Source organism: Buttiauxella sp. JUb87 (genome assembly GCF_004361975.1).
Taxonomy (GTDB): Bacteria; Pseudomonadota; Gammaproteobacteria; order Enterobacterales; family Enterobacteriaceae; genus Buttiauxella; species Buttiauxella ferragutiae.
In genome coordinates, this window is record NZ_SNVY01000001.1 from 760,465 (window position 1) to 772,902 (window position 12,438).

Consider the following 12,438-nt stretch of genomic DNA (forward strand, 5'->3'; position numbering starts at 1 on the left):
AGATAAAAATAGAAAAGGCTGCAAATTTGCAGCCTTTAGAGAGATGATACGAGTTATCTGGTAAATTTTTCCGCTTCTTCAAGCGTTTCAATATGGTTTATACCAAAGAGTGCGTGGTAATCAGTCCCACCACGTACCCCACCAGCTTACTATCGAGGATCAGTTTCAAACTTTCTGGCACCTCCGTTTCACTCTGGGACTTAGATTAATCTAGCAGTCCTGACGTTCGAAAAGTAACGGCAGATTCACAGTTTTGCCATCTGCTGGTCAAAATGCCAAATTAATCCTTGCACGCTTTGATCATACTTTACCGCTCAGCCGTTCATGAAAATCACTGCTGCGCAAATCCAGCCCCACAATTTTCACTCTACATTCATAGCGTTGGTAGCGAGTTTCAATCGCATCAAGCACCGCGACCGTCGAGACATCCCAGATTTGTGCCTGAGATAAATCAATAATCACCTGCTGCGGGTCATCGGCATACTGAAAATGTTCGAATAAATCATTACTACTGGCGAAAAACAGCGGCCCGGTCACCGTATACCGAACGGATTGCCCATCATCAGACAATGACCGTTGTGCATGAACAACATGAGCAATACGTCGGGCGAACAAAATCATCGCAAAGATGACTCCGCCAACGACACCCAAAGCCAGGTTTCCTGTCGCAACGGTGACTGTCACCGTCGTCACCATCACCAGAGTTTCGGGAAGCGGAATTCTTTTCAATGTGGCGGGTTTCACACTGTGCCAGTTAAGAGTTTTCACCGCCACGATGACCATGATCCCCGCCAGAACAACCATCGGGATTTTTGCCATCAGTTCGCTTAAACCGGTAACCAGCAACAGCAGCACCAGCCCCGCGGCAAGCGTAGAAACTCGTGTACGCCCTTTACCAAGCTCGACATTAACCATGGTCTGGCCAATCATGGCGCAACCTGCGATCCCACCGTAGAAACCGGCGAAGATATTAGATATCCCCAATCCCCAACATTCACGGCGTTTACTGGAGGGTGTATCTGTCAATTCGTCCACCAGCTTAGCTGTCAGCAATGACTCCATTAATCCCACAAATGCGATACTCAACGCACAAGGCCATATTATCCGTAATGTATCCAGGTTTAACGGCACCATTAATTCCGTTAATCCTGGTAAGCCGGCATCCATTGGCCCTGATTCTCCGACTGTCGGGACTGATAGCCCCATGCCGATACAAAGTGTAGTAATGACAATTATCGCCACCAGCGGCGAAGGCACCATTTTGAACACCCGTGGCAACAGGAGAACAATCAATAATGTCAGTGCAAACAACCCCCACACCAACGGGTTATTTCCCCAAATATGAGGCACCTGTGCAAAGAAAATCAGGATACCTAATGCGTTCACAAAACCGGTCATCACCGATAAGGGAATGTAACGCATCATGCGAGCTAGCCCGCTTACGCCGAACACAATTTGAATCAACCCCGCCAGCAATACGGCAGGGAAAATATATGCAACACCATGCTGATGCACCATTGGTCCGATAACCAGAGCAACTGACCCTGCAGCTGCGGTCACCATTGCAGGGCGACCACCAAAAATTGACATGGATAAACACAGTACAATGGAGGCCACCAGACTGACTTTCGGGTCAACCCCTGCGATAACTGAAAATGAAATGATTTCTGGAACTAACGCTAATGCTGTAACCACTCCCGCAAGGGATTCCCGGGCTAACAGGCGTGGACTACGCAAAACATACGCCAGAGAATTCTCACGGCTATGGTTTTCGGTTTGAGTGGTGGTCATATTTTTCGTCTTTGCAGGTTTATCGTTATTCGCTATGGCCCATTCAGGCCGGGCGTGATTGTACAGAGACGTTAGTGAGGATGCTAATTAATGTGATGTATAACATTCTGAACACTGAATGGCTTGCCCAATCTTCATCATGAATGTCGATTAATACCTATTATTCAAAAACGCTATCGATAGGAACACAGCATAAAAACACTTACAATAATGATGGCTTTTTAAAATTCTATAAAAATTGTTTTAGTTTGTGTATTTATTGAGGGATTCATTTTGTTTAGCTACTTAACTAATTGTAAATCGACAGGTATTTTCCTGTTGACTACCATGATGCTATTTTGTGGGAATGTTTTTGCTGACCCAGTACTGAACAAAATACTCAGCACCCATAGCATAACCCTGGCATGGGTCGATAACACCAGACCCATTGCCTGGCAATTAAATAACAAACCCTCTGGCATGGTGATAGATATCTGCCTCGATGTCGTACAAAGTATAGAAAAACGCTACAACACCAAATTAGATGTCAAATGGATAAAAATCCCCGCAGCCGCTCGCTTTGAGGTTATATCCCATAATCAGGCGGATGTTTTATGTGCAGTCGCAGCGAACTCCGGGCAACGTCATAAAATAGTTAAATTCTCTATTCCGTGGTTTTACACCAAAATGAATATTCTGACCAAGAAATCAGAGCAAGTTTTGAATGAAGAATTACTGAGTGGGCATACAGTCGGTGTTATCAGTGGCGGTACCGCCGCATTAGAATTGGCAAAGATGAATGAAAATTACAATTACTCAATTTCGGTGAAGTTAGTGCGCGATTTTAATGATGGTTTTGATTTGCTTGCCGATGGTCATATTTCAGCCTTCATCACTGATGACGTTATTATCCGTGGTAAATTGGCTGAAATGCCAAATAAAGAAGATTACCAGATCAACGCCAGTGGTTTTGGTAATACATTAGAATATGGTTTGGCCGTGGATAAAAATGCGGATGAAATGGAAGAAATCATTAATACCAACATAAAGACCATGTTTGCCACAAAACGATTTGATGAGCTCTATAACAAGTGGTTTATGTCTCCACTCACCTCCCCTGATGACATCGTACAACTGCCGATGTCACAGCAACTTATCAATGATAAGCTTCGCTATCAATTGCGTTAGCAGAACTGCTGATTATCGTGAAATCATCGGGTAAGATAACGGCCTGTGTACATGTCGACCTCAAGGAGATTAATTATGAAAAATAGAAACATAATGGCTATTTTTTGCGCAATAGCTCTGGCAGCAACAACATTGACAGGATGCGCTGGTTCCTCAAAACAAGAAAGTACCGGCGGCTATATCGACGATACGGTTATTACAACCAAAGTTAAATCGACTCTGCTGGCAGAGAAATCACTGAAATCTACAGATATCAGTGTCGTCACGTTTAAAGGGCGAGTACAACTTAGCGGCTTTGTCGCTTCATCCGCTGAGGCAAATAAAGCTGTTGCGCTAACCAAAACGGTTAAGGGTGTACGAATGGTTGAAAATGACTTGCTCGTGAAGTAACAGGCTTATTGGTCTTTACCCCAAGACTGTAGACAATTCTGCCCTATAGTTTGAGCATAGGAAGAGTCTATAGGCTTGGGGTACTCCACTTAACCTGCACCAGGACTACAGGACAAAAACTTGATTTATTCAACAACGCTCTTCATTTCCTAAGTACTATTCTATATAAAATGATTCTTACTTGCTCTTAATGATGGAAGAAACGGTATTATAAATAACAGAGTTATCAGGGATGTCTTTATTTACAAAAGTCATTGCACCGATAGTCACGTTATCACCAATTATGCAACTATGAGCTCCAATATCTGCGTTATCCCCTATGAAGGTAATGCCAATATCACCTCGTGAGCTTTTACGACCAATCGTAGTATTTTGTCGAATATTCATGTTTTTACCAATGATACACTCTGACCTAACTACAATTGTAAGTATCCCGCTTAACCGAACCATTCACTTTTAGAGATCTTCCGACATACTGATTATGTCCTTCGAGGAGATCACCATGCGAAAAGCCCGATTCACTGAGCACCAAATCATCGCCGTTCTGAAATCCGTCGAAGCCGGACGCACCGTCAAAGATGTCTGCCGCGAAGCGAGAATATCTGAGGCCTCGTACTACAACTGGAAAACAAAGTACGGCGGGATGGAAGCCTCTGATATCAAAAAGATGAAGGATCTTGAGGACGAAAATCGCCGTCTCAAAAAAATGTTTGCCGATCTCAGCCTTGAATGCCGTGCACTGAAAGATGTCATCGAAAAAAAGCTTTAAAACCAGCGATAAAGCGTGAGCTCGTCAACTATCTGACCGCGCAGTTTACGATGAGCATACGCCAGGCATGCAGGACGTTATCGCTGAGCAGGACGGTGTATTGTTACCAGCCCGATACCCGGCGTGATGAAGCGGTGATCCAGGTGCTGACCGGGATGGCAGAGCGCTATCCCCGCTACGGCTTTAAGAAGCTTTTTCAGGTGCTGCGCAGGCAGGGGTACGTCTGGAACCACAAGCGCGTACACCGGATTTACTGCCTGCTGAAACTGAATTTTCGTCGTAAGGGGAAGCAACGCCTGCCGGTGCGTAATCCGGCGCCGCTGGCGACGCCAGAAGCACTTAACCAGAGCTGGTCCATCGATTTTATGCACGATGCGCTGGTGTGCGGCAGGCGCTTCCGAACCTTCAATGTGGTGGATGATTTTAACCGCGAAGCACTGGCGATAGAAATCGATCTGAATATCCCGGCTCAGCGGGTAGTAAGGGTGCTGGACAGGATAGTGGCGAATCGCGGATATCCGCTGAAGATGCGGATGGATAACGGCCCGGAACTGATATCACTGGCTCTGGGGCAGTGGGCCGAAGAGCATGGTGTGTTGCTGGAATTTATTAAGCCGGGTAAACCGACACAGAATGCCTTTATCGAACGCTTTAACCGGACGTACCGGACAGAAATCCTGGATTTTTATCTGTTCAGAACGCTGAATGAAGCACGGGAAATTACAGAGCGCTGGCTGACGGAATACAACAGCGAGCGGCCTCATGAATCACTGAATAACCTGACACCGGAAGAATACCGACTGATGGCTGAAAAACCGGAAACCTCAAAAAGTGCGTGGAACTAAAACAGGTGTGCTTACACAATACCCAGATAGTGATTAATCTTCATACCAGCACCAATGTGCGCTGCTATGCTCATATCAGCCCCATATTTATGACGAAGATTATCATTAATTTTCCGAGCTAATTTCTTATAACGGTTATTAGGTAAGCTATATAGATAGTTGGCAATACGCCACCAGAAGTAAAACCGCTTCTTTCGGCTAAAAATAACCTTATGAAAAACCTTAAACCATGAGAATTGCTTATTCCCACTTCGGTTTATCACTTCTATTTGTAAACACTCTTTGAGATGGTCTATTGTATTTTTGATTGAATGTTGCAAAGGTGGTTGCTGTTCATAGATAAAATTAATCCATTAAAAATCTTTAGTGATAGTTTGTCTTTTTGTATAAACAGACTTTAAAATAAACAACTTCAGTTTAATCACTTCTTGACTCTCCCTGATTTAGGAAAAATTATAACGATAGTGAACACAACAATCCATTGATTTTGTGAATATTATGACGTCTTACATTCATGAATGTAAGCTAACAATCAAACCAAGAGCCGCCACTCATTCAGCGCGTTTTTTTCTTACCTGGTTTTGGTGAACTCATAGGCTTTAAAGCGATTAATCTCCTACCCAGCCAGCTTGGTTTACTCTTGCAATGGATCCCGTCCCCCTGCTACCAATCAACGCAGTGACGATGCGCACTAATGAAATTTTCTGAGTTCTGATTAGTTCCGGCATAAAAAACAGCCAGACAAGTAGAGTGTAAGAAACGGGGCACAGAAAGGAATTCACCCAGAAACTTTTGGGTAATAAGTCTCAAAAAATGACAGAAAAATATTTGGATTCGAGGGAAAAGGAGTTTATGTTGTTATGACTGTGTTACGGAAATCCAAAAGGACTGAATATCGATTTTTTGGATATTTTTGGATGTAGCGACATAAGCTATTGATTTGAAATACAGATAAAAAAAAGACCGAATACGATTCCTGTTCTTGTTCAAAGACAATTTAATTCTTATTTATCAGTATATTACCTCGCAGTTAGTTCATAAAATAGCCATCAAGGGATGCATTTGCGCACTCTAAAAATCAAATACTTATCAGAAATTTCGGACATCTTCGGACGAGTTTCGGACATGTTATCGCCACTTTCCATACTTCAACTATTCATTCCAATGATCGACCTATTCCATGTGACGGAGCAGCAGAGAAAAAAATTAACCATATCTGATTAAATTAATTAATAAATATCATCACTACTACGAGTATTTTCATATCAAATATCAGCTTTTTAACTAACTGAATTTGTTGAAAAATAAATGAGTTTTGCAGAAGCGTTTTCAGTCACATTTTTAGTTTGCTACCAATCATGGGGTCTCAGGTGCGGAAGTTCATATCCTGTCATGGCTGTTCTTTATGCCTGCAAATTGAACAAGTAAACGATGGGAATTACGAGGGGAAAACGTTGTCATTCTGACGTGATCTATACTTTCAGTTTTACGGGAGGTGACCATGTGTGGACGCTTCACTCAAATACAATCACGTGACGACTATCTGGCGTTTCTCGTCGAAGAAACCGATACTGATATCCCTTACGATCCCGAACCTATAGGCCGTTACAACGTGGCGCCTGGCACTAAAGTTCTCCTACTGAATAATCGTGAGGACCACCTTCACCTCGATCCCGTTGTCTGGTCATACGCACCTCAATGGTGGGACAAGGCTCCACTGATAATACCCGGGTAGAAACTGCGGCCACCAGCCGGATGTTCAAATCGTTATGGAATCATGGCCGGGCTATCGTGTTTGCTGACGGTTGGTATGAGTGGAAAAAGGAAGGCGACAAAAAGCTGCTGTATTACATCTACAGGAAAGACAGGAAACCGCTCTACTTTGCCGCGATTGGCAAGCAGCCGTTTGATTCAGGGGATGAAGCAGAGGGTTTTTTGATTGTGACTGCGGCGGCCGATAAAGGTCTGGTCGATATTCACGACCGCAGGCCGCTGGTATTTACACCAGAAGCTGCACTGGAATGGATGGATCCGGAAACTACCGGTGCACAGGCCAGCGAACTTACCCTTGATGCCGCTGTGCCAGCAGATGAATTTACCTGGCATCCGGTTACACAATCGGTCGGAAATGTGAAAAATCAGGGAGCAGATCTGATCAAGAATACTTCGGATAAAATTTGACAGTCAGCTTCTAGCGAAAAGCGGAAGTCGCGGTTGTGTTCAGAATGGATAAAAATTTGCTCAAAACATAGTGTATTAATCAATGGGGAATGGGTCATGACTATTGTAGATAGTGAGCCAGATTTTTTACAGATCTGACTCACACCGTCATGAAATTTCAACTAGTGCATATTCTTCCAGTTAAATTTTTTCCCCGTTGTATCCATAACTATAATCGGTTTTTGATATTTCTGCAGCCACTCTTGCATGCTAACGGTATTCCGATCAGCCCGATGTATGCCGAGCCATAACTCGGATAGCATATTAGCATCATCTGTAGACCATGGTGTTTGGTAATCTCCAAGCCACTTATTCTTTATCTCAACTTTAGGGCTATACCAAATGAAAGCGGGTATAGCCAAAGCCTCTTTGGGCGGATTAGCCCCAGCATGAGAATATACTACTGCGCGTGAAGGATCTCGTATTAAGGCGTGGTCAGAAAAATAGAAAACAGAAGAGCGCGTATGCGAAAGTTGGCTAAAAACCTTGCCCATAATATCGTCCGTGAAGCGTACAGAGTTATCATAGCAATCATCATCTGTACTTCCATTTTTAAAGACGGAAGCACCCTCAGGGAAACGTGAACAAGCTGGTTCGTGACTACCATATAGATGCAGAACAATGAGTTTCTTACCTGATTTTGTAAGAGTTGATTCAAGCTCTGGTAACAAAGCGTCATCGAATCCTTGATCAATCCACTGATGCTGTTTAGTTTTCATTGCAATACCAGTGATCACATTATTATATGCGCCACCTTTCCCCTGGCGGCTATACCAGTAGGTATCGTACCCGGCTTTGTTCGCAATACCAATGATATTGTCACCGTACTTAGCTGGCGTCGTTTCCTGTACTGAAGCCGCTGTGAGAGCAAGTGGTAGAGCCATGATGGTCACTGGCGCGGGGCTAATGGCATGTTGGAACAACAGAAGATTTTTCCTTTCTGCTTCCAGTTTAGGCGTCGTGTCTCTCTCATATCCATAAATACTCATATTTTCACGGCGCTCAGATTCCCCGATAATCAACACATAATTATCAATTCCGGTATCTGATACTGATATTGTGTAGTTAGGCGTGTTTTTATTAATATCGGAAGCAATACTCATATCGGAGATAGCTTGCATAAAGACCGTACCTGTACTAAGCGGAGTTGAATTTATAACTCGTTGAGCAAGGCTATCAACATTGCTTTTTCGTAATTGATGCAATATACCTTGTACAGTATAGCCAGTCAGTAATAACACCAATAAAATTACAGGGTATCGTTTATATTTTGAATGGATAGTATTTATACCACAGTTGATAGTTAGCATAAATAAAATCAGCAGCCCCACAAAGACAATACAACTTCGCCAATAAACGCCTAACATCGAAAATGCTTCGCCACCTGTAGTATTCATCACACTTAATGCAAAACCATAGGTAAATTTAGTATTAAAGTTATTCCAGGCATACAGCTGAAGGGATAAATCAACAGCTATGAATGTTAAAGCGATAAAGCCAAGTAGGTTTTTTAATAGTTTATTATTAATGCAGAGCAGGGTTAATAAAAGCAATACAAAAACCAACGTGCGATTAATAACAAAATTGTAACGTGCGCCAATAAAATTAACTATAACAACAATGGAGACTGAAATTACAAACAACATCTTACTTAAAACAATTTTAATATTTTCATAACGAATTTGTTCAGAGATTAATGACATTTTACAGTGCCTAAATTTTGGATTTTTTATACGATTTTTTAAAATAAAGAGGAGTATCTTGAGCACAGATTATCATATAAGCTGCGTGAATTTAAGCTACCTAAATTGACTGGTTAAAACAAATACGTATTCATAATACTATAGTGGATCGCATAATCAGGACACTGGAATAATTTTTTCCAATTGAGAACCTCTGACCTGCTCCCGGCTATTTTTTACTCATAATTGCTGCCTGTCCGATGGGTTATGAACGGAATAAGGAAGAAAGAAGAAGGAAGGCGACAAGAAACAGCCCTATTTAATCCACCGTGCTGATGGTCAGCCGATCTCCATGGCAGCGATCGGCAGCATTCCGTTTGAAGGACGAGTCGATGAGTCAGAGGGATTTTTGATGGTGATGTCAGCATCTCATAAAGGGCTGGTTGATATTCACGACCGCCGCCCTCTGGTTCTCTCATCAGAAAATGGATGAGGCAAATTGTCAGCGGGAGGCAAGCAGAAGATATTATCTCTAACAGTACTGTGCCAGCAGACACGTTTATCTGGCCCGCTGTTTTGCGCGACGTAGGGCACGTTAAGAATGAAGCGTCGGAGTTAATCAAAACCATCCGGTGATGCGCAAAGAGAAGCTTCGGGCATGTCTGCTGTGAGCGAACTGCGGACATAAGAGTGATATGTAAGGTAAAATAGAAATGAAAATCAAAAAACGGATGCCACTTCCAGTGAAAGAAAACAATTGCCAGACCTGTAATCAGCCAATGAGTAAAACACCAGACACACTGAATTTAGACTGTGGCGGAGATTGTTTAAGTTGCATGGCCTGGCATGGTGATCCTGACGCAATAGATGCGGTTGAGAGACTTACTGGCGAAAAAGTTGATGTCTGTGAACATCGATAACGTTCATGTGAGATTGAAGGTCAGCCATGAGCGAGGAGCAGACATTGCATCCTCGATAAAGCCAGGGAGCAGCGTTGTCCCATTACCCGTTTCGGAATGATGATTTTTCAGGCAGGGTACTTTATGCTGGTTAAACTCCCTTTATAGGATATAACCATGATAACCGTAGAGAAATCAGATCCATTTTCTTCAGAATCCCATCGCTTAATCGAAATGCTGTCCGCTGAACTTGCCGCTATTACTGGCGATAATGGCAAAACCAACTTCACCGTTGAAGCAATGAATGATGACAAAGCATTATGGGTATTGGCAAAAAATGTACATGGAGATGCGATAGGATGCGGCGCAATCCGGCCATTAACGCAAAATATAGCCGAGATTAAAAGAATGTTTTCAGACCAAAGCTTGCCAGGTGTGGGTAGTGCTTTACTTACTTTTCTGGAAACCTCCGCAAAACAAATGGGATATCGCGAGTTAAAACTGGAAACCCGGCATATCAACCGTCGGGCCGTGAATTTTTACGAGAAAAATGGATATGTCCGTATTGAGAATTATGGCCCATATATAGGTAGAGAAGAAGCTGTCTGTTTCGCAAAGGCATTGTGATGATTGTATTTGTCGGCCCTGACTTCCGCTTCTGGCACGTAGCTGTACTTTCAGTCTGCTATGAGCGATCTATAGTCATTCGCACCCTGAGAATTACACTTTGAAGTGATTCAGGGTATGCGCTTACTGGTTACGAATATTGAGCGAGAATCATGTGATGTTGTAGCCATCGCCGCCAATAAACGCAAGGCTGTGCTGGGCATCATTGCATACGGTGATGATTTCAGGCTGTACTCAGTCAGCTCAAGCCAGAAAGAGTATAACCATCTTACCTGCAACTCGGTGATGATAAAGGGTTAGACCCCGTGAGGTATGTCTGGCTATTGTACAGGATATACGTATCCGTTTACCGAACGAGAACCTCACGAGCGTCTTTCTTCAGGGTCAGAATCAATAACGATTCATTATGGCCGTTTATAGTACCCCAGTCTCTCCCCTTTCTTTTTACTGAAGAGCAGACAAGAAACCGTAAACGCCGGCGTTGACGCCCTTATAGTACAATGATTTTCTATATCCAAACTGACCTCAATTAGAGCATTACCATCGAGAGCCCTAGCATAAGTACATAGCCAACACCTAATTGAATGCAGTTCCTTTTGATAATCTGGAAAGGCGTTACACCAACGAATCCAGATACCGCAATAATTACTCCAGATATCGGGGAGAAGGTTCGACCTAAACTTGCAGAAAAATGTAATGGTACAAGCATTTTAAACACTGAAATACCCGCACCTTTCGCAACCTCAGCGCTCAATGGAGCAAAAGCGTTGAATACTGTGCCCGTCCCCATAATAAGAGAGCCAAAGAAAATCAGCAAACTAAAGATAATGACCATTATATAAGCAAAATGCCCATTACTTGGAATGAAACTAAATAGTGTATCAATGAACCCGATTTTTATGATACCAGCCACCAAAACCTGTGCGCATAATAAAATAGATACTACGGTAATAAAAGATTGCCCCATTTGGTCGAATAACCCTATAACCTTATCAGTTGATTTCTTGAGATCAAAGGTGCGGATCGTATCGGTAATAAAGGCGATGAAAAATGACAAAATGATTGCTGAAACAACATCAATTTTAATCTGAAGAAACTTGGGTAAATTTTCTTCTACCAAGCTTGAGAAAGTAAAGAGAAGGATCATTGGAACAATAGGTAACAGAGCATAATAAGTAGGTACATGTTTGGCAATCTCATTCTCACTAACTTCATTTTCATCCTGTTCTTGGGTTATACCTTCTTTTCTGTCCCAGTATGCCTGCATGAACATATGCAAAACACCAATGGCAACAAAAAGTATAGCTACGATAGGTAGCTGTTTATCTACGAAAACAGAGAATAAATCATAACCAGTGATTTCTGAAATGAGAACGCTACCCGTAGCTGCAGGACCATAATCAATACAGATACCAGATGCGATAACTGACGCAACAGCCGCTTTTGAACATCCAATTGACCGTAAAACCGGATAGAGTGTTGTCAGCATGAGTAATGCTAATCCAGACGGGCTTGAAATGAATAGTGCAAGAATCTGCATGAGGATATAGCAACTACCCAGAAGAATGTACTTTGCATTTATCTTCTTAAGCGGTTGAATACACAATTCAACAAGTTTAGCTGATGCTCCAATATCATTCATATAGCGTGAAAAACCAGCGATCACCATAATAATCAAGCCTAGTTTTGCAATGCTGTCCGAGAAAATTGATTTTATTTCTATAAAAATATCAATGAATCTGGAGCCAGATACAGCTTTTGTTATGCTTACACTCGGGAAATATAAAGCTGTAATAAAGAGGAGGAAAATACCACCGGTTAAAATAATCGACTGCGCATAGTATTGTTTTGCAATACCAGCACTCACCAAAATTATTACAAGGAAAGATGCGGCTAGAACAAATGTTTTGTCACCAAATGCGTATTTCAACGCCCAGAGCGCTAAAAAACACGACATTATAAACAAAATGGTTTTTGCTTTTTTGAACATTGCATTTTGCATGATATATCACTCTACATAGTATGTGGCATTACACATATGATATGGC

The 12,438-nt window shown here is 42.4% G+C and carries 9 protein-coding genes and 2 pseudogenes; 7 read left to right on the plus strand and 4 right to left on the minus strand.

Annotation, left to right across the window (positions count from 1 at the left end):
* Positions 1–300: 300 nt before the first annotated feature.
* The gene (locus EC843_RS03525; protein WP_133521637.1) at positions 301–1,791 is read right to left on the minus strand and encodes a SulP family inorganic anion transporter; all 1,491 of its coding nucleotides are present in this window, start codon (positions 1,789–1,791) and stop codon (positions 301–303) included.
* A 327-nt stretch (positions 1,792–2,118) separates the two neighbouring features.
* On the opposite strand from EC843_RS03525, the gene EC843_RS03530 reads away from it, so the two are divergent.
* Both EC843_RS03530 and EC843_RS03535 read left to right on the plus strand, forming a co-directional pair.
* Positions 2,119–2,958 (plus strand): transporter substrate-binding domain-containing protein, encoded by an 840-nt coding sequence (locus tag EC843_RS03530; RefSeq protein WP_121813638.1) that lies wholly within the window; start codon positions 2,119–2,121, stop codon positions 2,956–2,958.
* 75 nt (positions 2,959–3,033) lie between these two features.
* Positions 3,034–3,348, plus strand: coding sequence for a BON domain-containing protein (locus tag EC843_RS03535; RefSeq protein ID WP_064546043.1), 315 nt, complete (start codon positions 3,034–3,036; stop codon positions 3,346–3,348).
* A 177-nt stretch (positions 3,349–3,525) separates the two neighbouring features.
* On the opposite strand, the gene EC843_RS03540 is transcribed toward EC843_RS03535, so the two are convergent.
* The gene (locus EC843_RS03540; protein WP_243739111.1) at positions 3,526–3,735 is read right to left on the minus strand and encodes a hypothetical protein; all 210 of its coding nucleotides are present in this window, start codon (positions 3,733–3,735) and stop codon (positions 3,526–3,528) included.
* Between the two features lie 115 nt (positions 3,736–3,850).
* On the opposite strand from EC843_RS03540, the gene EC843_RS03545 reads away from it, so the two are divergent.
* Positions 3,851–4,962, plus strand: a protein-coding gene (locus tag EC843_RS03545; RefSeq protein ID WP_166642030.1) for an IS3 family transposase whose coding sequence is annotated in 2 segments (ribosomal slippage) — positions 3,851–4,103 and positions 4,103–4,962 — 1,113 coding nt in all. Because the reading frame shifts where the segments join, the coding sequence is not laid out codon by codon here.
* A gap of 1,501 nt (positions 4,963–6,463) precedes the next feature.
* Positions 6,464–7,143 (plus strand): annotated as a pseudogene (locus tag EC843_RS03555) (SOS response-associated peptidase family protein).
* Between the two features lie 161 nt (positions 7,144–7,304).
* Here EC843_RS03555 and EC843_RS03560 read toward each other — a convergent pair.
* Positions 7,305–8,885: a phosphoethanolamine transferase gene (locus EC843_RS03560; protein ID WP_133521641.1), complete on the minus strand. Its 1,581-nt coding sequence runs from the start codon at positions 8,883–8,885 to the stop codon at positions 7,305–7,307.
* Between the two features lie 268 nt (positions 8,886–9,153).
* Here EC843_RS03560 and EC843_RS03565 point away from each other — a divergent pair.
* The 3 genes and pseudogenes from EC843_RS03565 to EC843_RS03575 form a co-directional block, all read left to right on the plus strand.
* Positions 9,154–9,500, plus strand: a pseudogene (locus EC843_RS03565) (SOS response-associated peptidase family protein); the annotation flags it as partial.
* A gap of 77 nt (positions 9,501–9,577) precedes the next feature.
* Positions 9,578–9,784, plus strand: a complete 207-nt coding sequence (locus EC843_RS03570) for a hypothetical protein (protein ID WP_133521642.1) — start codon at positions 9,578–9,580, stop codon at positions 9,782–9,784.
* A gap of 156 nt (positions 9,785–9,940) precedes the next feature.
* Positions 9,941–10,390: a GNAT family N-acetyltransferase gene (locus EC843_RS03575; protein WP_133521643.1), complete on the plus strand. Its 450-nt coding sequence runs from the start codon at positions 9,941–9,943 to the stop codon at positions 10,388–10,390.
* Between the two features lie 529 nt (positions 10,391–10,919).
* On the opposite strand, the gene dcuC is transcribed toward EC843_RS03575, so the two are convergent.
* Complete coding sequence (gene dcuC, locus EC843_RS03580; protein ID WP_133521644.1) at positions 10,920–12,392, minus strand: C4-dicarboxylate transporter DcuC; 1,473 nt, start codon at positions 12,390–12,392, stop codon at positions 10,920–10,922.
* Positions 12,393–12,438 lie beyond the last annotated feature (46 nt).